Source organism: Mammaliicoccus sp. C-M13 (assembly GCF_022386845.1).
Classification (GTDB): Bacteria; Bacillota; Bacilli; order Staphylococcales; family Staphylococcaceae; genus Mammaliicoccus; species Mammaliicoccus lentus.
On the sequence record NZ_JAJNHQ010000010.1, the window covers coordinates 1 to 19,385 of the forward strand.

Annotated in this window: 18 protein-coding genes; 7 read left to right on the forward strand and 11 right to left on the reverse strand. The window is 33.3% G+C overall.

The window, feature by feature from the left end; all coding sequences use genetic code 11:
* Positions 1-303: 303 nt before the first annotated feature.
* The 9 genes from ilvA to ilvD are packed head-to-tail and all read right to left on the reverse strand — an operon-like array spanning position 304 to position 11,091.
* Complete coding sequence (ilvA, locus tag LQ615_RS08880) at positions 304-1,569, reverse strand: threonine ammonia-lyase IlvA (RefSeq protein WP_017001165.1); 1,266 nt, start codon at positions 1,567-1,569, stop codon at positions 304-306.
* A 15-nt stretch (positions 1,570-1,584) separates the two neighbouring features.
* Positions 1,585-2,154, reverse strand: a complete 570-nt coding sequence (leuD, locus tag LQ615_RS08885; protein WP_017001164.1) for a 3-isopropylmalate dehydratase small subunit — start codon at positions 2,152-2,154, stop codon at positions 1,585-1,587.
* Complete coding sequence (gene leuC / locus LQ615_RS08890) at positions 2,155-3,528, reverse strand: 3-isopropylmalate dehydratase large subunit (RefSeq protein WP_064204915.1); 1,374 nt, start codon at positions 3,526-3,528, stop codon at positions 2,155-2,157.
* A 14-nt stretch (positions 3,529-3,542) separates the two neighbouring features.
* A complete protein-coding gene (leuB, locus tag LQ615_RS08895) occupies positions 3,543-4,583 on the reverse strand; it encodes a 3-isopropylmalate dehydrogenase (RefSeq protein WP_239704146.1) in 1,041 nt (346 codons plus the stop codon).
* Positions 4,580-6,112 (reverse strand): 2-isopropylmalate synthase, encoded by a 1,533-nt coding sequence (locus LQ615_RS08900; protein WP_017001161.1) that lies wholly within the window; start codon positions 6,110-6,112, stop codon positions 4,580-4,582. The genes leuB and LQ615_RS08900 overlap by 4 nt, the downstream gene beginning before the upstream one ends.
* A gap of 28 nt (positions 6,113-6,140) precedes the next feature.
* Entirely contained in the window at positions 6,141-7,172 is a 1,032-nt protein-coding gene (gene ilvC, locus LQ615_RS08905) for a ketol-acid reductoisomerase (RefSeq protein WP_257504811.1), read from the reverse strand.
* Positions 7,173-7,183: 11 nt separating this feature from the next.
* Positions 7,184-7,657: an acetolactate synthase small subunit gene (gene ilvN / locus LQ615_RS08910; protein WP_017001159.1), complete on the reverse strand. Its 474-nt coding sequence runs from the start codon at positions 7,655-7,657 to the stop codon at positions 7,184-7,186.
* A complete protein-coding gene (gene ilvB / locus LQ615_RS08915) occupies positions 7,657-9,390 on the reverse strand; it encodes a biosynthetic-type acetolactate synthase large subunit (RefSeq protein ID WP_064204916.1) in 1,734 nt (577 codons plus the stop codon). The genes ilvN and ilvB overlap by 1 nt, the downstream gene beginning before the upstream one ends.
* Before the next feature lie 12 nt (positions 9,391-9,402).
* Positions 9,403-11,091 (reverse strand): dihydroxy-acid dehydratase, encoded by a 1,689-nt coding sequence (gene ilvD, locus LQ615_RS08920; RefSeq protein ID WP_017001158.1) that lies wholly within the window; start codon positions 11,089-11,091, stop codon positions 9,403-9,405.
* Positions 11,092-11,536: 445 nt separating this feature from the next.
* Here ilvD and tsaE point away from each other — a divergent pair, with 445 nt between their 5' ends.
* From tsaE to tsaD, 4 genes are read left to right on the forward strand one after another with little or no spacing between them, the layout of a single operon-like run.
* On the forward strand, positions 11,537-11,998 hold the full coding sequence (tsaE, locus tag LQ615_RS08925; RefSeq protein WP_017001157.1) for a tRNA (adenosine(37)-N6)-threonylcarbamoyltransferase complex ATPase subunit type 1 TsaE: 462 nt from the start codon (positions 11,537-11,539) through the stop codon (positions 11,996-11,998).
* Positions 11,979-12,644, forward strand: coding sequence for a tRNA (adenosine(37)-N6)-threonylcarbamoyltransferase complex dimerization subunit type 1 TsaB (tsaB, locus tag LQ615_RS08930; protein ID WP_218708867.1), 666 nt, complete (start codon positions 11,979-11,981; stop codon positions 12,642-12,644). The genes tsaE and tsaB overlap by 20 nt, the downstream gene beginning before the upstream one ends.
* An 11-nt stretch (positions 12,645-12,655) precedes the next feature.
* Positions 12,656-13,084, forward strand: coding sequence for a ribosomal protein S18-alanine N-acetyltransferase (rimI, locus tag LQ615_RS08935; protein WP_369917454.1), 429 nt, complete (start codon positions 12,656-12,658; stop codon positions 13,082-13,084).
* Positions 13,077-14,093: a tRNA (adenosine(37)-N6)-threonylcarbamoyltransferase complex transferase subunit TsaD gene (gene tsaD / locus LQ615_RS08940; protein WP_218688119.1), complete on the forward strand. Its 1,017-nt coding sequence runs from the start codon at positions 13,077-13,079 to the stop codon at positions 14,091-14,093. Before rimI ends, tsaD begins: the two co-directional genes overlap by 8 nt.
* 178 nt (positions 14,094-14,271) lie before the next feature.
* On the opposite strand, the gene LQ615_RS08945 is transcribed toward tsaD, so the two are convergent.
* Positions 14,272-14,424: a hypothetical protein gene (locus LQ615_RS08945; RefSeq protein ID WP_017001154.1), complete on the reverse strand. Its 153-nt coding sequence runs from the start codon at positions 14,422-14,424 to the stop codon at positions 14,272-14,274.
* A gap of 475 nt (positions 14,425-14,899) precedes the next feature.
* Positions 14,900-16,822 (reverse strand): ABC-F family ATP-binding cassette domain-containing protein, encoded by a 1,923-nt coding sequence (locus LQ615_RS08950; protein ID WP_239704145.1) that lies wholly within the window; start codon positions 16,820-16,822, stop codon positions 14,900-14,902.
* Positions 16,823-16,984: 162 nt separating this feature from the next.
* On the opposite strand from LQ615_RS08950, the gene LQ615_RS08955 reads away from it, so the two are divergent.
* From LQ615_RS08955 to tatC, 3 genes are all read left to right on the forward strand, one after another.
* Complete coding sequence (locus LQ615_RS08955; RefSeq protein ID WP_239704144.1) at positions 16,985-17,617, forward strand: redox-sensing transcriptional repressor Rex; 633 nt, start codon at positions 16,985-16,987, stop codon at positions 17,615-17,617.
* A gap of 12 nt (positions 17,618-17,629) precedes the next feature.
* Positions 17,630-17,854, forward strand: coding sequence for a twin-arginine translocase TatA/TatE family subunit (locus tag LQ615_RS08960; RefSeq protein ID WP_017001151.1), 225 nt, complete (start codon positions 17,630-17,632; stop codon positions 17,852-17,854).
* A gap of 72 nt (positions 17,855-17,926) precedes the next feature.
* The gene (tatC, locus tag LQ615_RS08965) at positions 17,927-18,706 is read left to right on the forward strand and encodes a twin-arginine translocase subunit TatC (RefSeq protein WP_194200057.1); all 780 of its coding nucleotides are present in this window, start codon (positions 17,927-17,929) and stop codon (positions 18,704-18,706) included.
* Positions 18,707-19,385: the final 679 nt, after the last annotated feature.

The window sequence follows — 19,385 nt, forward strand, 5'->3', positions numbered from 1 at the left end:
CGTTCCGCGAGAGTAGGACGTTGCCGGGCAAATATTTATAAAATGGATGCGATGAGCCGCACTCGAGACCTGTTAGGTCTCTTTTTTTTGATTTAATTTAAAGACTAATCTTTCTATTTCTATACATACAAATGGGAGTGGGACAGAAATCTCATTTTATTAAAAAGATTTCGTAGTCCCACCCCGGCAAAGGATGACTAGGTATGAAAAAAGCTTGATATAAGCGCATTTTCATACCAGTCATCTACTGCCAATACAAAAAGAGAGTCTGGGACAATTATTTATGTCCCAGACTCATTTGTATTATATGAGTAATGAGTAAAGCATCTTATTTTGATTAATATAAATGTATTTAGGGTCAAATTCACTAACATTTTTATAAAGCTGATCAAGATCATTGTGGTCTTTTAATTGTATACCGATAATAACGGTACCTGTATTTTGACTCGATTTCTTTAAGTACTCGAATTTAGTAATATCATCATTCGGTCCTAAAACATCATTAACAAATTCTCTTAAAGCACCAGGTCTTTGAGGGAAATTAACAATAAAGTAATGTTTCATATCTTCAAATAGCAATGAACGTTCTTCTATTTCCTTCATTCTATTAATATCATTGTTGCCACCACTGACGATACATACTACATTTTTACCTTTAATTTCATTTTTGTAATGGTTTAATGCCGATACACTTAAAGCACCTGCAGGCTCAGCTATAATAGCTAATTTCGAATACATATCTAAGATTGTGCTACACACTTCACCTTCATCGATTGCGACAAAATTATCTACAACGTTTTTAGCGATATCAAATGTTAATTCGCCAACTTTACCTACTGAAGCACCATCTACGAATTTATCTATATCTGTAAGTGCTACAACTTTATTAGCTTTCACAGATTGTGCCATACTGCTAGCACCTAATGGCTCAACACCAATTAATTGTGTAGAAGGGCTCTTATCTTTTAAATAAGTACCAACTCCAGAGATAAGGCCGCCGCCTCCAACTGCTGCAAAACAATAATCAAAATTTATATTTTCTTCAGAAGAAAAGTCTAGGATTTCTTTTGCTATAGTACCTTGTCCTGCAATCGTATTTAAATTATTAAATGGATCAATAAATGATAAATTAAATTTATTAGTGTACTCTAGTGCGTGTTTTAGACAATCATCGAATGTATCACCGATCAATTCAATTTGCACGAATTCTCCACCATGAAATTTAACTTGATTTATTTTTTGTGACGGAGTAGTAACAGGCATGAATATTACAGCTTTAATACCTAAATACTTAGCTGTAAATGCAACACCTTGTGCGTGATTACCTGCACTTGCGCAACTTACGCCATTAGCACGTTGTTCATCAGTTAGTTGATTAATCGCGTAATACGCGCCTCGTAATTTAAAAGATCTTACCCATTGCATATCTTCACGTTTTAGATATACATTGCAATCAAATTTTTGAGATAAGTATAAGTCTTTTTCAAGTGGTGTTTGTTTGACGGTATCTTTAAGTTTTAAAAATGCATCTTCGATATCATCGGTACTTAATCGAGTTTTTAAGGTCATTCTATCACTCCTATATTAGTTGTGCGTTTTTTCATATTCATTAATTTGGTCTTCATATGTTAATGTAATTGCGATATCATCTAGTCCATTAACGAGTTTATTTTTCCATGTTGCATCAATATCGAAGTGATATTTAGCTTCTGGTGTTATAATTTCTTGATTTGGTAAATCTATTGTAATTTCACTATGTTGAGCAATTGATTCTCTATCTGTTTTATTTTCAATAGCAATAGGAAGCATACCGTTTTTAGTACAGTTCATGTAAAAGATATCACTAAAGCTACCAGCTATTATAATAAGAAAACCAAAGTCTTTTAAAGCCCATGCAGCGTGTTCTCTTGATGAACCACAACCGAAGTTATCTCCAGAAATTAAAATAGATGCGCCTTTATATTCAGGTTTATTTAAATTGAATTCTGGATTTTCTGAGCCATCTGAAAGGTAGCGCCATTCATCGAATAAAAATGGTCCGAATCCTGTTTTAGAAATACGTTTTAAAAATGCTTTAGGAATAATTTGATCTGTATCAATATTATTATTTAATAGAGGTACAGTTTTACCATTAAATATATTAATAGGTTCCATTTAAATGACCACCTTTCTTGTATCTACAAATCTACCATTAATTGCAGCAGCTGCAGCCATAGCAGGGGATACTAGATGAGTTCTAGCTCCTTTACCTTGTCTTCCTTCGAAGTTACGGTTACTTGTAGATGCACAGTGTACTCCATCAGGTACTTGGTCTGGGTTCATACCTAGACACATTGAACATCCAGGTTCTCTCCAATCAAAACCAGCGTCTTTAAATATTTTGTCTAGACCTAAAGCCTCGGCTTGAAGTTTAACACTTCTTGAACCAGGGACAACAATAGCTGTTATATTAGAGTGGACGGTATGACCATCTACGATTTTACTTGCTTCGATTAAGTCTGAAAGTCTAGCATTTGTACATGAACCTAGAAATACATATCCTAAAGGAATATCTCTTGCTGTTTGACCTGGTTCAAGTCCCATATAGTTATAAGCTCTTTCATCATTTAAATCATTTATTTCAGGGAAAGGAGTACTAAAACTTACGCCCATCTCGGGACTAGTTCCCCAAGTCACTTGTGGTTCTAAATCGGTCACATCTACATTGATAATTTTATCGTAAGTAGCGTCTTCGTCCGAATAGAGTTCTTTCCATTCTTCTACTTTTTCTTCAAAGTTTTCAGGTTGGTATTCACGACCTTTAACATATTCAAAAGTTGTTTCATCTGGTTTCATCATACCGTATTTTGCGCCAGCTTCAATTGCCATATTACAAATGGTCATGCGTTCATCCATCGTCATATTTTCAATGGCTTCTCCAGCGAATTCTAATGCGTAACCAGTTCCAAAATCTACACCATGTTGATTGATTAAATAAAGAATAAGGTCTTTGGCATAAACACCATTAGGTAAACTTCCATCTACTTGTATTTTTAAGTTTTTAGGTTTAGTTTGCCATAGAGTTTGTGTTGCAAAAACATGTTCTACTTCACTTGTACCAATACCAAAAGCTATAGCACCAAATGCGCCATGTGTAGCTGTATGGGAATCGCCACATACAATTGTTTTTCCTGGTTGTGTTAAACCTGTTTCAGGTCCAACCATGTGCACAATACCTTGTTCATCTGAACCCATATCAAATAACTTTACACCGAAAGCCTCACAGTTTTTTTGCAAAGCTTGAATTTGTTTATTAGCTATTTCATCTCTAATATTGAATATATCAACTGTCGGTACATTGTGATCTAACGTAGCAAATGTACGATCAGGTCGTCGGACTTTCCTATTTTGTAATCTTAAGCCTTCAAAAGCTTGAGGAGAAGTGACTTCATGTATTAGGTGTAAGTCGATATATAATAATTGTGGTTCACCTTCTTTACCGGCTATTATATGTCGATTCCATACTTTATCAAATAATGTTTGACTCATGTCGTTTCCTCCTTTTAAATTGATTTTTTAATAGTTTCGAAGACTTCAGATGTGCTAGATTGTCCACCTAAATCTTTTGTTGAAATACCTTCTTTTATTGTTTTAAATACGATATTTTCTAAATGTTGTGCACATTCTGGTTGATTTAAACTTTCACGTATTAACATTGCTAAAGATAATAACATGCCACTTGGATTTGCTATATCTTTTCCAGCGATATCAGGAGCTGAACCATGAATAGGTTCATATAAACTAGGTCCGTCTTCTCCAAAGCTAGCTGAAGGTGATAATCCTAATGAACCTGGGATAACCGATGCTTCATCGCTTAAAATATCACCAAATAAGTTTTCAGTTACAATTACATCGAATTGTCTTGGATTTGTTATAAGATGCATGCTGCAAGCATCTACGAGTAAATGATTTAAAGTTACATCAGGATATTGTTTTGAAACTGTTTCTAATGTTTGTCTCCATAATTTTGAAGAACTTAATACATTTTCTTTATCTACTGAAGTTACAACTTTATTTCTATGTTGAGCTAGTTTAAAAGCAACATGTGCTATTCGTGTTATTTCATCAACTGAATAAGCTAGAGTATCTACAGCTTTATTTTCATCGAAATATTTTGGTTCGCCAAAATATAAACCGCCTGTTAATTCTCTAACGATGATAAAATCTGTATTTTTTACTAATGATTCTTTAAGTGGAGAAAGGTGTGCAGTTGATTCAGTAACAATTGTAGGCCTAATATTAGCAAAAAGTTTAAGTGCTTTTCTGATACCTAATAGTCCATGTTCAGGTCTGTTTTTAGGATCTGTCCATTTAGGTCCTCCAACAGCACCTAACAAAATAGCATCACTGTTTTTACATGCTTCTAATGTATCAGGAGGTAAAGGTTCGCCATGTTTATCTATGGCGATACCTCCAAAATCTTTTGATACTACTTCATATTCAAAATTAAATTTCTTTGACAGGATTTCTAAAATTTCTAAACTACCTGTTAAAATCTCTGGGCCTATACCATCACCGGGTAGGGCAGTGATTTTGTATGTCATGACTTCACGCCTTCTTTCAATGTAGTTTCACTATGTTTCGCATGCGCTTCAACATAAGCTTTGCATGAAGCATATAAAATATCGTAATCAATACCGATACCTGTATATGTTTCATCTTCAAATTCAACTTGTACATGAACTTCAGCTTGAGCGTCCGTTCCTTCAGTAATTGATTCAATTCTATATTGTTGAAGAGTAGGTGAATAATCAAAAATTCTATCTATGGCATTATAAATTGAAATGATAGAACCAGATCCAATCGATGAATCTTGATAAGTTTTACCTTCTTTATCTTCAATAACGACGACTGCGCTTTGCAGGCCGTTAGATACGAATTGCAGTTGAAGAGCATTAACTTTATAATACGCATTTTCTTCATGTTCACTGCCGCGTAAAATAGCGTGTATATCACGATCAGTTACTTGTTTTTTCTTATCTGCAATAGATTTAAACTGTTTAAATACTTCGACTTGTTCGTCTGGTGTTAAGTCGTAGCCTAGTTCTATTAGTTTTTCACTGAAAGCATGTTTACCGGATAATTTACCTAGAGGTAATGAATTTTTTACAACACCGACGAGTTGTGGTGTCATAATTTCATATGTTTCTGGATTTTTCAAAATGCCATCTTGATGAATACCTGATTCATGGCTAAATGCATTTTGTCCAACAATGGCTTTATTTCTAGGAACTTGAAAGCCTGAATAACGACTGACCATGTCACTTGTATTTTTTGTTTCTTCTAAATTAATATTAGTAGAAAGGTTGTAATGGTCTTTTCTTACATACAATGCAAGTGCAATTTCTTCGAGTGCAGTATTACCAGCACGCTCTCCGATACCATTTATTGCACCTTCAACTCTACGAGCGCCATTTTCAAAAGCAGCAAGGCCGTTTGCTACGGCCATGCCTAGGTCATCGTGACAATGAGAGCTATAAATCACTTCATGGTCACTTTCAACTGATTCAATAATTGTCTTAAAGAGTTGACCATATTCTAAAGGATACGAATAACCTACAGTATCTGGAATATTGATTATATTAGCACCAGCATCAACAGCAGTTTGAATTGCTTTTATTAAAAATGGTAAAGGTGTTCTTGTAGCATCTTCAGGTGAAAACTGTACGTTTTCGAATAATGTTTTAGCATATGTGATATTCTCTTTAATCGATGCTAATACTTCATCTTCAGTCATTTTTAATTTGAATTCTAAATGGATAGGGCTAGTTGCTAAAAATACATGAACTTGTCTATGTTGAGCTAACTTTGTAGATTCATGTACAGCATCAATATCTGATTTTTTACATCTAGCTAAACCACATACAGCTGTTGTTGTTAATGCTTGTGAAATACTTTCCACTGATTTAAAACTACCTTCACTAGAAGCGGGGAATCCTGCTTCGATAACATCTACTCCCCATTTTTCTAGTTGTTTAGCAATTTTGAGACGTTCTTCGAATGAAAAGTTTACTCCAGGTGTTTGTTCTCCGTCTCTTAGAGTTGTATCGAATATTTGAATATGATCTGGCATAATTATCCTCTCCTTAAGTTACTATGATTTATTTGGACTGAATGCTTTTAGCTTTAACAAATGGCATCATGTCACGTAAATCTCTACCAACTGATTCAATTTGATGACCTTGTTGTTCTTTACGCATTCTTAAGAACTCTTTAAAGCCATTTTCATTATCTTTAATGAAGCTATCACTGAATGCTCCTGATTGAATATCTTTTAATACTGCTTTCATGTTGTCTTTAACATCTGGTGTAATAACGCGTTCTCCTGAAACATAGTCACCGTACTCAGCAGTATTTGAAATAGAGTAACGCATGTTTTCCATTCCGCCTTCATACATTAAATCAACGATTAATTTCATTTCGTGTAATACTTCGAAATAAGCAATTTCTGGTTGATATCCAGCTTCTACTAGTGTTTCAAATCCTGATTGGATTAACTTAGTAACACCGCCACATAATACAGCTTGTTCACCAAATAGGTCTGTTTCAGTTTCTTCTTCAAATGAAGTACCAATTACACCAGCACGAGTTGCTCCAATTCCTTTTGCATAGCTAAGCGCTAATTGAGTTGCTTTACCTGAAGCATCTTGGTACACAGCATATAAAGCTGGTACTGCGCTGCCTTCTGTAAATGTACGTCTTACAAGATGACCTGGTCCTTTAGGTGCTACTAGGAACACATCAACATTTTCAGGTGGTTGAATGACTTTGAAATGAATGTTAAATCCATGGGCAAATACTAATGCATTATTTGCTTCTAAATTAGGTTCAATTTCTTCTTTATATACTTGTCCTTGGATTTCATCTGGTAATAGAATCATTACAACGTCAGATTGTTTAACTGCTTCGTTAACTGGATATACTTCAAAGCCATCTTCTTTAGCTTGATCGAATGATTTACCTGGACGAATACCGATAACTACATCATATCCGTTATCTTTTAAGTTTTGTGCATGTGCATGTCCTTGAGAACCATACCCAACTACTGCAATTTTTTTACCTTGTAATGCGTCTTCTGTTACCGAGTTGTCATAAAATACTTTAGTCATAATAAAATGCCTCCAATAGTTAATTTGTTTTGTTTTTATAGTAATCCTGCAGAACCTGTTCGTGACACTTGTGTCACTGGATATATATCTAAATCATCCAATAGATTTTCTATTGTTTGATGGGTTCCAAAAGCTTGTAAATAGATGTGTTCTTCAACATCTTTTAAAATTGTGAGTTGTTCTTTATAAGGTTCGATCACTGATTCGAATTCTTGATAATTGCTAGGATGACCGAGCTTTATAAGAATCAACTCACGATTAAATAAATTTGTTTCTGTAATATCTAAAGCTGAAATTACGTTCACTTGTTTTTCTAATTGTTTAATGATCGTTTCGATACTACTTTCATCTGAAACATCGACGATAAATGTAATGTTAGTAATGCCTTCAGTTTCAGTTGGCGTTGCTGAAAGAGTAACAATGTTGTACTGTCTCCTTACAAAAATACTTGTAAGCCGGTTGAGTGTGCCCGCTCTATCGAGCACTAATGTCTTAATTGTTCTTTTCATTATTCCACGCCCTCCATCTTATAATTTGGTTGTCCACTTGGAACCATTGGTAGTACTGGTTCAGAAGGGGATATTCTAATTTCGATAAGAGCAGGGCCTTTATGTGCAAATGCTTCATCAAGTGTTGATTCTAATTTCTCATTTGAATCAATCATGAAACTTTTAACGCCATAACTTTCTGAAAGCTTCATGAAATCAGGTTGTCCAGAAAATACTGAATGTGAGAAACGTTGACTGTAAAATTTATCTTGCCACTGTTTTACCATCCCTAGTGTTCCATTATTGATAAGAACAATTTTAATATCGTTATCAAATTCGTTAAGAATAGCCATCTCTTGATTAGTCATTTGGAATCCACCGTCACCAACAAAGGCAACAACTGTCTTATCAGGATATGCAAATTTCGCCCCCATTGCAGCTGGAATTCCGAATCCCATTGTTCCAAGACCACCACTTGTAATGATTTGTCCATGTGTTTTAAACGGATAATATTGAGCGACCCACATTTGGTGTTGACCTACATCTGTAGAAACTAATGCATCACCGTCAGTGATTTTACCAATATACTCGATTGCTTGTTGTGGTTTAACAAAGTCATCTGTAGGTGTATCGTATCTGAATGGGTAAGTCGCTTTATTTGATAGACAATGTTCGTACCATTCGTTATGAATTAATTCATGAGCATCATATTCTAACAATGCTTCTAGAGTGAGCTTTGCATCGGCAATAACACCTAAATCAGTAGGTATAATTTTATTGATTTCACTTGGATCGATATCGACATGAATAACTTTAGCGTCTTGAGCAAACTCATCAGGTTTACTTGCTAATCTATCGTCAAATCTACTGCCAAAGTTAATCAACAAATCACATTCTGTAAGTGCCATATTACTTGCGTAAGAACCATGCATGCCGCCCATACCTAAGAATAATGGGTCAGAGTAGGGAATTGACCCTAATCCTAATAAAGTATTCACTACTGGAATTTTAAATTTGTTAGCAAATTCAGTGAGTTCTTTAGAAGCTTCTGCATGATTCACACCAGCTCCAGCTAAAATAATTGGTCTTTTAGCTACACTCATCATTTGAATGATTTGCTCAATTTCTTTATCTTCAGGATTTAAATTAAGCTGATAACCTGGTAAATCTAAATCTCTTGGTTCAACTTCAACTGTTTCTAATACGCCGATATCTTTAGGAAAATCGATTACAACTGGTCCCTTACGACCAGTAGAAGCAATATGAAAAGCTTCGTCTATAATCTTTGGAATATCTTTTACATCTGTTACTTGATAGTTATGTTTTGTAATTGGTGTTGTCATAGAAAGTAAATCCGCTTCTTGGAAAGCATCTTTACCAATACCTGGTCTATGCACTTGTCCAGTAATAACGATCAAAGGGATAGAGTCACTCATTGCATCTGCAATACCTGTGATTGTATTTGTAGCACCAGGTCCACTTGTTACAACAACCACGCCTGGTTTACCAGTAACTCTTGCATATCCTTCCGCGGCATGAACAGCACCTTGTTCATGCCTAGTTAAAATGTGAGGAACTTTACCATCATAAAAAGCATCATATAATGGAAGAACAGCGCCTCCAGGATAACCAAAGATATAATCAACTTTTTGATCAATAAATGATTGTACGAGTAATTCTGCTCCTGTGTAAGTTATTGTTTTTTCCTTAGTTGCTTCATCGGGTTCATTATAAGATTTAGTAGTTAGTGCCATGATAATCACTCCTTAAATTAATTCATCTGGTACTTTCATAATGCCACCTGTATTTGCACTTGTAACAAGGGCAGTATATCTAGCTAAATAGCCAGTTTTTACTTTTGCTTTAAATGGTTTGATATTTTGTTTTCTTTCGTGTAATTCAGCGTCAGAAACATTAACATCTAATTTACGATTAACTAAATCAATTACGATTTCGTCTCCATCGTTAATTAATCCAATAGGGCCACCAGCAGCAGCTTCAGGTGAAATGTGTCCGACAGCAACACCTCTTGTTGCACCAGAGAATCTTCCGTCAGTAATAAGTGCAACATCTTTACCTAAACCTCTACCTACGATGGATGAAGTAGGGGCTAACATTTCTGGCATTCCTGGTCCACCTTTAGGACCTTCATATCTAATAACAACTACGTGACCTTCACGTACTGTATGATTATCAATTGCTTCAACCGCTTCATCATGTGAGTCGAAGCAAATCGCTTTACCGACGAATTTACTAATAGATGGATCAACTCCGCCGACTTTAATAGCTGCACCATCTGGAGCGATATTTCCAAATAATATTGATAAACCTCCAGTTTTTGAAAATGCGTTTTCTTTTTTATGGATAACATCGAGGTTTTTAATTTCTCTATTCTCGTTGTTTTCTCTTAATGTTTTACTAGTTACGGTAATTCTATCTGGATGTAATACATTATCCATAGTCAGCAATTCACCAATGATTGCTGGAACACCACCAGCTTCATGTACATCATGCATTGAGTAAGATGAGCTTGGGGCAATCTTAGATAAGTACGGTGTACGTTTAGCAATTTCGTTTACTCTGTTTAAATCGTAATCAATTCCTGCTTCATTTGCTAAAGCTAATGTGTGTAGAACTGTGTTAGTAGAACCACCCATTGCCATATCTAAAGCAAATGCGTCATCGATAGCATCTTTTGTTACGATATCTTTTGGTTTAATATCATTTTTAACTAAATCCATTAACTTGAATGCAGCATCTCGAATTAATTCTTTTCTTTGTTCACCAACTGCAATTGCTGTTCCGTTATAAGGTAGAGCTAAACCTAGCACTTCCATTAAGCAGTTCATTGAGTTAGCAGTAAACATACCTGCACAAGAACCACAAGTAGGACAAGCGTTTTGTTCCATATCCAAGAATTCTTCTTTACTCATTGATCCATCTTTAAATGCACCAACTGCTTCGAACATTGAAGATAGGTTTAATGCTTTTCCTGTTGAAGATAAACCTGCTTTCATCGGTCCACCTGAACAGAAAATAGCTGGTACGTTTGTTCTAACTGATGCTAGTAACATTCCTGGTGTGATTTTGTCACAGTTTGGCATGTAGAATACGCCGTCAAACCAGTGAGCGTTAATAACTGTTTCTGCTGCATCTGCAATAACTTCTCTACTTGGTAATGAGTAGCGCATGCCAATATGTCCCATTGCAATGCCATCGTCTACACCAATCGTATTAAATTCGAATGGAATACCACCTGCTTCTCTGATTGCTTCTTTAGCAACATCAGCTAACTCTCTTAGATGAACATGTCCTGGGACAATGTCGATGTAAGAGTTACAGATAGCAATAAACGGTTTGTTCATATCTGTTGGGTCTTTAATTTGTCCTGTTGCATGTAATAAGCTTCTTGCAGGTGCTTGTTGGTCACCTTTTTTGATCATGTCACTTCTCATATTTACACTCCTCTAGAAAATAAAAAAACAGCCTCCCAATATAATGGGACGCTGTTTACGAGTCCCATTCAAGTAGAAATAGGACTTAAACCATACAGTAAATTGCAAGTTACTGTTGTTCGAGTCCTACTGAGCGTAATAAAATTACTATTAAGCTATATTCAGTTGTCGGTTTATGTGCCGTCATATAGAATTTCATTACAACTCGTCCTTTCTTCTTAAATGAGAATCTTTATTTTTCGATATATTTTGAATAATTAAAAAATTTATGTACTAAATTTAACCCATATTTCGGGACATGTCAACAGAAGATTTTGATTTTTCTAAATATTTAGACAATGTAAGCGCTTTAGTGATAAAAAACCATTCATTACCCAATTTTTTAATTATTTGTTATAATAATTCAGTTAGTTTAACTTAGTAAAATTAAAGGTAGGTGTTACATTTGTATATTGAAGTTCAAACATTAGATCAAACTAAAAATATTGCAGAAAAATTAGCAAAGCATGTATCGAAAAATGATGTCATTTTGCTTAATGGTGATTTAGGGGCAGGTAAAACGACATTTAGCCAATTTTTTGGTAAAGCTCTAGGCGTTAAGCGAAATATTAATTCACCTACCTTTAATATAATTAAATCATACAAAGGAAAATTGCCTTTTCATCATATGGATTGTTATAGATTAGAAGATAGCGATGAAGATTTAGGTTTTGATGAGTATTTTAATGGTGATGGTGTTACATTAATCGAATGGAGTACATTCATTGAAGATTATCTACCTGAAGAGAGATTAGAAATTAATATTAAGAGATTAGATGAGCATACAAGAACGTTTGAAATTGTTTCAAAAGGTGAACACTATAAACAATTGAAGGAGTTGTTAAATAATGACGACATTACTGATTGATACTTCCAATCAACCATTAGCCGTTGCAATTATGAATGAAAACCAAATATTACTTAATCATCAATCAAATATAAAAAAGAATCACTCGTTACAATTGATGCCAGTAATTGAGAATATGTTAAAAGAAGCCAATATTGTACCTAAAGATTTAACTGAAATTGTAGTAGCAAATGGACCAGGTTCTTATACGGGATTAAGGATTGGTATCACTACAGCTAAAACTTTAGCATATGCACTTAATATACCAGTTTATGAAGTGTCTTCTTTAAAAGCCTTGGCACATACAACTGATATAAAAGAAACGCTAATCGTCCCTATATTTGATGCAAGACGTAATCATGTCTTTACTGGTGTATATAAGTATGAAGATAATGTATTAACAAATGTAATGGAAGATACGTACATCTCTATAGAAGCACTTAAAGAATACTTGGAGTCATTAAACAAAACATATATATATGTAGGGAAAGATGCTGAGAAGCTCCAAGATCAATTAGCAGGTGAAATAAAATCTTATTTACCAGATGCTTCTAGAATGTATGATATTAAAGAAGAACCTGTTAAAAATGTACACGAACTAAAACCACGATATTTAAAATTATCAGAGGCGGAACAAAATTGGAAAAACAATCAGACAACACGTTAGAAATTAGAAAAATGTCAATGGAAGATGTCCCTCAAGTTTATGAAATAGAAAAGCAGAGTTTCACTAATAGTTCGTGGTCGATGGAAGCTTTTTATCATGAATTAGAGAAGAATGAATTTGCTCATTATTTTGTAGTATCGCTAGGTGAAGAAATTATTGCTTATTGTGGTTTGTGGCTCGTGATAGATCAAGCACAAATTACGACGATTTCAGTAAGTAGAAATTATAGAAATAGCGGAGTCGGTCAATTGTTATTAGAATACGTAATGAATTTTGCGAGTTCAACATGCACAACAATGAGTTTAGAAGTAAGAATTGAAAATGATGTAGCAAGACATGTATATGAAAAAGCAGGGTTTACTTATGGTGGCGTCAGAAAAAATTATTATGGCGACGGAGAGGATGCAAAAGTAATGTGGGTGAGTCTAAAAAATGTGTGAATCTATAATATTAAGTATTGAAACAAGTTGTGATGAAACTGCAGCTAGTGTGATTAAAGATGGTAAAGAAATATTAAGTAACGAAGTCGTAACACAGATGATGACACATAAGAAGTTTGGTGGAGTAGTACCTGAAGTAGCGAGTAGACAACATGTAGAAGTGATTACTCGAGTAGTCGATGAAGCTTTGAAAAATGCAGAGATGACTATGGAAGAGATAGATGCCATTGCTGTTACAGAAGGTCCAGGATTAATTGGGGCATTATTGGTAGGTGTAGCGAGTGCTAAAGCTTTAGCATTTAGTTACCAAAAGCCATTAATCCCAGTACACCATATTGCTGGTCACATATACGCTAACAATCTAATTCAGCCTCTACAATTCCCATTAATGGCGCTAATTGTATCAGGTGGTCATACAGAATTAATTTATATGGAAGATCATTTAAACTTTGAAATAATAGGTGAAACAAGAGATGATGCTGTAGGCGAAGCATATGATAAAGTAGCTAGAACAATAGGATTACCTTATCCAGGTGGACCAGAAGTAGATCGATTAGCAGAAATTGGGCAAGATAATTTAAATTTCCCAAGAGTATGGTTAGAAAAAGATAGTTATGATTTTAGTTTTAGTGGTTTGAAAAGTGCTGTTATAAATACACTTCATAACAAACGACAAAAAAATGAAGAAATTATACCCGAAGACGTAGCAACAAGCTTTCAAAATAGTGTTGTAGAAGTTCTTGTAGGTAAAACGATGTCTGCCATTAAAGAATATAAAGTAGACCAGCTAGTCGTGGCAGGAGGAGTTGCCGCAAACAAAGGGCTTAGAAAAGTATTGGCGCAAGAATGTGAAAGAGAACAAATAGAATTAAAAATACCACCTCTAAATCTCTGTACAGATAATGCTGCGATGATTGGTTCAGTAGCTCATTACCTTTATATAAACGGTAAGACAGCGGACATGAAGCTTAATGGAAAAAGTTCATTAGATATAGAAATGATGGATTAGAGTTGTTTTTAAACAATAAATTTTCTATTGGCAAGCTTACACGAACAAAATCGTAAACTATAAAAAATAGGCATATCACTTTTAAACTGAAATAATCAGTTAAGTGATATGCTTATTTTTGTTTCAAATAGGCATGTATATGATAAATCTATTAAATACTATAAGTATTAAGATAATGCTATTGTTTTCGTGAATACTTACCTTCACTATTTGTGTAATCAGTGTAGTCTTGTATTCTTTCCTCATATTCATCTTTAGTTATAATTTTAAGATTTAGTAATTCTTTAGCCTGGGTTGAATAGCGCTCTATATTTTCATTATTTTCTTTCATGAACTACCATCCCTTCTGTTTCATATCAGACCAATGATTAGTGAAATTAGCCAATTTAATAAAATATATAAATTTTGAAAATTAAAAAGAAATTGGTTACCTGAATTATAAGGCTTTTTAGATTTTAAATCTACTAATATTTTCTATATTATTAAAAAATTATGTTTAAATATATTTTTAATTAATAATCTTTACTTTCTTAGTATGAAGTACATGCTTAATTAATAAAGTCAATACGGAACATTTGTACTTGTGCACAAGTTAAGCACATTTTGTGGATAAACTAAGTATATCTTTTTAAATATTTGTGGATAACTTATTATTAAAAAGAAAGGTTTGTGTAATTTACCTGTGGATAAGTAGGATAACTCTGTGGACTACTAGTAAAACAAGACTTTTTAATGTGAATAAAAATGTGGCTAAATATAAAAAAATAAAAGTATTAGAGTGTAAAAATAACTCTAATACTTTTAAATTAATCTAATTGATTTTGTATTTCTTCCCAATTATTCATACTTTCTTCGAGCAGATGTTCTGTATCTATTCTTTGTTTATTAATTTGATTACTCTTTTCAATATCATTAAATACTTCAGGCAAAGTAAGTTGATATTCATAATCTTCTATAAGTGATTCATATTCAGATATATTACTTTCTATTTCTTCAAGTTGTCTTTCTAATTTTCTTTTTTCTTTCTTTTGTTGTTTCTGATTAATATAGAAGTCATCATCATTAGTAGAAGCGGTTTGCTTTTTGTTACTTTGTTCATAGTTTTCGATTGCTTCTCGTTGCTCTAATTTTTCTAAGTAATATTGATAATCTCCCTGGAATAATTCGTTACCATCAGCAGTAATATTAAATATTTTGTTAGCAAGTTCATTAATAAAGTAACGATCATGAGTTACAAATAAGAGTGTACCTTCATAATTTTGTAGAGCTTGTTCTAACATTTCTTTTGAATCAATATCTAAATGGTTTGTAGGCTCATCTAAAATGAGTAAGTTATTTTTTTCTAACATGAGTAATGCAAGCTGTAATCTAGCTTTTTCTCCACCAGATAAATCATTGATTATTTTTTTAACTTCTTCTTGTGTAAATAAAAAACGCCCAAGAATCGTTCTAATATCTTTTTCTGGCATATGAGAATATTGATTCCAAACATAATCTAAAATCGTTAAATTAGATTTAAATTCAGCTTGTTTTTGATCGTAATAACCGATTTGAACATTGGAACCATAACGTATATCACCAGATAATGATTCTAGTTTTTGGGCAATCGTTTTTATTAATGTGGATTTCCCAATACCATTTGGACCGATTATAGCAATTCGGTCGTGTCTTTTTACCTCTAAATTTATAGGGGGTGTAATACGATTAGAGTAGCCAATTTCTAAGTTTTTAACAGATAAAACATCTTCACCCGTTGAACGGTTAATTTCAAAAGCTATTTGAGCGCTTTTAGCATCTAGCCTTGGTTTTTCGATTTTTTCCATTCTTTCAAGAACTTTTCTACGACTTTTTGCCATACCACTTGTTGATGCTCTCGTTATATTTTTCTCAACAAATGTTTCTAATTTTTTAATTTCACTTTGCTGTCTTTCATATTCAGCCATTACTTTTTCATAATGGGCATCTCTTTCTTTTAGAAATTTACTATAATTGCCGATATAACGCTTAACAGAACCAAGTGCCACATCATATACTTGATTAACAATTTTATCTAAGAAATATCTATCATGACTGATGATGACAATAGCACCCTTAAAGTGTATTAAATAATTTTCCAACCATTCTGTAGTTTCCATATCTAAATGGTTTGTAGGTTCATCAAGCAGTAATAAATCAGGTTCGCGTAATAACATTTGAGCCATTGATAACCTTGTTTTTTGACCACCGCTAAATGAATGTATTTCTCTATCAAAATCTTCTTCAGTAAAATTCAAACCTGTTAACACTGTTTTTATTTTACTTTCATATTGATACCCATCTAATAGTTCATATTGATTAGATAAATATTCATATTGCGATAACTGTTCTTTATATTCTTCGCTATCATACTGTTCAGCATGTTCGCTTAACCATTTTGTTAAGTTATTCATTTTCTGTTCTAGCTTAATGATATGTTCGAAAGGTTTTCTCATTTCATTCATAACAGTATCGGAAGAATCTAATGTCATTTGTTGAGTTAAATAACCCATTGAAACATTTTTACCTTTAGAAAAGTTTCCAGAGTCATATGATTCACTGCCAGCAATAATTTTCATCAATGTGGTTTTTCCAGCACCATTTCTGCCGACGATAGCTATTCTTTCGCCTGTTTTGACTTCAAAATCGACATCTGAAAATATTATGTCGCCGTCAAAAGACTTTTCTAATTTATTTATTTGTAAAAGTATCATATCTACACCTCTCTATTACTTATTATTCTACATGAAAACACTAAAGAAATGTATCTTATTTGCATACAATATTTGTATAGTTATTTCAAGAAAAGTTTGATATAATTAACCCAATAGATGTGAACGCAATCACATTATTTTATAGTAGAAAAGGTGAGGATTTTGGCGAAGAATGATGTGAAGATCCCAAAAGCAACTTTGAAACGATTGCCACTGTACTATCGATTTGTTAGCACTTTGCATAATTCAGGTGTGGACCGTGTGTCTTCAAAAGAACTTAGTGAAGGTCTCAAAATTGATTCAGCGACAATTCGTCGTGATTTTTCATATTTTGGAGAACTAGGCAAAAAAGGATACGGCTATAACATCAGTTATTTATTAAAGTTTTTCAGAACAACTTTAGAGCAAGATGATATGACAAAAGTAGCTATTGTTGGTGTAGGTAACTTAGGTACTGCACTCGTTAACTATAACTTTACGGTTAATGATAGAATGCAAATTGTAGCAGCTTTTGATCAATCTGAAAATGTAGTAGGTAATATGGTAGGTAAATTAACGATTGATAGCATGGACGATTTCGAGAAAGTACTTGAAGAACTTGGTATTGAAGTTGTAATATTGACAGTACCACAACAAGCTGCACAGAAAGTTGCAGATAGAATAACAAAAGCAGGTATTACTGGAATACTGAATTTTACACCTCAAAGAGTAAACGTACCTGAGAAAGTTCAAGTACATCATATAGATTTAGGAATAGAACTACAATCTTTAATCTTCTTTATGAAGAATCAATAGGAGGGTATCAAGATGGAAGCATTAGCGTTTATCAATACTGTCGGCATTTCAGGACCAGTTAGTTTATTATTTATAGGGGTAGTTGCACTGATTATTTTCGGACCGAAGAAGTTACCACAATTCGGAAGAGCAATGGGTTCAACTTTGAAAGAATTTAAAGACGCTACAGATGGCATGACAAACTTCGACGATAAGAAAAATAACGACGAACAAAGTCAGGACAAAGAAGTTAAATAAAGCACGGACATAATGTTCATATAAATGTGGCGGGAATCCTGCCACATCTTTTTTTAGATTGGAGGTAAAGCGGTGAATAAAGACAACTTAACATTTGTCGAACATTTAGAAGAATTGCGTAAACGTATAATGGTAGTTGCTTACTTTCTAATCGGGGGATTAGTAATAGGTTTTTTCTTTGCAAAACCAGTCATTCATTACATTACGAATGATGATTTTACTCAATCATTAGAACTAAATGCTTTCAGAATAACGGACCCTCTTACAATATACATAGCAATGATTGTCGTAATAGCTTTTATAATTGTCTCACCAGTTATCTTATACCAGTTATGGGCTTTCATATCACCAGGATTACATCCAAAAGAACAAAAAGTCACTTTAAGTTATATTCCTTTTAGCTTAGGATTATTTATCATTGGATTATTGTTTTCTTATTTTGTTATTTTCCCTTACTTAATTTCGTTTACAATGGGATTGGCAGACGATATGGGCATTAAACAAACGATAGGCATTAAAGAATATTTTAGTGAGTTGTTTAAATTTACTATACCTTTCGGATTTGTATTTCAACTGCCTATACTGCTATTGTTTTTAACGCGATTAGGTATTGTGACACCAATGTTTTTAAAGAAAAACAGAAAATATGCATACTTCATATTATTAGTCTTAGCTGCTTTAATAGCACCGCCAGACTTTATGACACATATACTATTCACGCTTCCTATGATTGTACTGTATGAAATAAGTATTTTGATATCTAAGGTTGGATATAAGAAATATTTAAAAGCAGAACAAAAACTTATGGAAGAAGAATTAGGTATGGATGAAGATGAAACAGAAAAGAGCTAGGGATGTAAATCCTTAGCTCTTTTTTGGATAGAATTAATCAAAAAGCAAGAGTTGATATTGTTGTTTGATTAAGTATTATATAAATCCAAGTAGTGGCTCCTTATTAGATTTAGTATCTCAATAATCCAAGTACACATACCTTTATTGGATTTTCTACCTCATTAATCCAAGTAACTACATTCTTATTGGATTTACTCCAACAATAATCCAATTAACAATACTCTTATTGGATTAACGATGACAATAATCCAATTAACAATACTCTTATTGGATTAACGATGACAATAATCCAATTAACCATACTCTTATTGGATTTACTCCAACAATAATCCAATTAACCATACTCTTATTGGATTTTCTACAACAATAATCCAATTAACCACACTTTTATTGGATTTACTTTAACAATAATCCAACTAACCACACTTTTATTAGATTTACTACAACAATAATCCAAGTAATCATGTTTTATTGGATTAAGTAACAAGTAAACTTACGAATTAACTTTTTTTCTGGTTCAAACCTAAAAGTAATACACTTTCGAATATCTTCACGAGGAAAATCTAAAGTAATATATGATTTAAGAGTCGCTATAATAGCAATAAACTTAAGAAAAATGGAAGATATAAGAACTATAAAACCAAGTCTGAGACACAATTATGTCCTAGACTTGGTTTTA

What these genes read in the sequence shown, in the direction of transcription:
- tsaD (WP_218688119.1), top strand. Translation starts at nt 13,077, where the DNA reads ATGTGTGAATCTATAATATTAAGTATTGAAACAAGTTGTGATGAAACT.
- ilvB (WP_064204916.1), bottom strand. Translation starts at nt 9,390, where the DNA reads ATGGCACTAACTACTAAATCTTATAATGAACCCGATGAAGCAACTAAG.
- LQ615_RS08950 (WP_239704145.1), bottom strand. Translation starts at nt 16,822, where the DNA reads ATGATACTTTTACAAATAAATAAATTAGAAAAGTCTTTTGACGGCGAC.
- leuC (WP_064204915.1), bottom strand. Translation starts at nt 3,528, where the DNA reads ATGAGTCAAACATTATTTGATAAAGTATGGAATCGACATATAATAGCC.
- ilvD (WP_017001158.1), bottom strand. Translation starts at nt 11,091, where the DNA reads ATGAGAAGTGACATGATCAAAAAAGGTGACCAACAAGCACCTGCAAGA.
- leuB (WP_239704146.1), bottom strand. Translation starts at nt 4,583, where the DNA reads ATGACATACAAAATCACTGCCCTACCCGGTGATGGTATAGGCCCAGAG.
- leuD (WP_017001164.1), bottom strand. Translation starts at nt 2,154, where the DNA reads ATGGAACCTATTAATATATTTAATGGTAAAACTGTACCTCTATTAAAT.
- rimI (WP_369917454.1), top strand. Translation starts at nt 12,656, where the DNA reads ATGTCAATGGAAGATGTCCCTCAAGTTTATGAAATAGAAAAGCAGAGT.
- tsaB (WP_218708867.1), top strand. Translation starts at nt 11,979, where the DNA reads ATGACGACATTACTGATTGATACTTCCAATCAACCATTAGCCGTTGCA.
- LQ615_RS08900 (WP_017001161.1), bottom strand. Translation starts at nt 6,112, where the DNA reads ATGCCAGATCATATTCAAATATTCGATACAACTCTAAGAGACGGAGAA.
- LQ615_RS08960 (WP_017001151.1), top strand. Translation starts at nt 17,630, where the DNA reads ATGGAAGCATTAGCGTTTATCAATACTGTCGGCATTTCAGGACCAGTT.
- ilvA (WP_017001165.1), bottom strand. Translation starts at nt 1,569, where the DNA reads ATGACCTTAAAAACTCGATTAAGTACCGATGATATCGAAGATGCATTT.
- ilvN (WP_017001159.1), bottom strand. Translation starts at nt 7,657, where the DNA reads ATGAAAAGAACAATTAAGACATTAGTGCTCGATAGAGCGGGCACACTC.
- LQ615_RS08945 (WP_017001154.1), bottom strand. Translation starts at nt 14,424, where the DNA reads ATGAAAGAAAATAATGAAAATATAGAGCGCTATTCAACCCAGGCTAAA.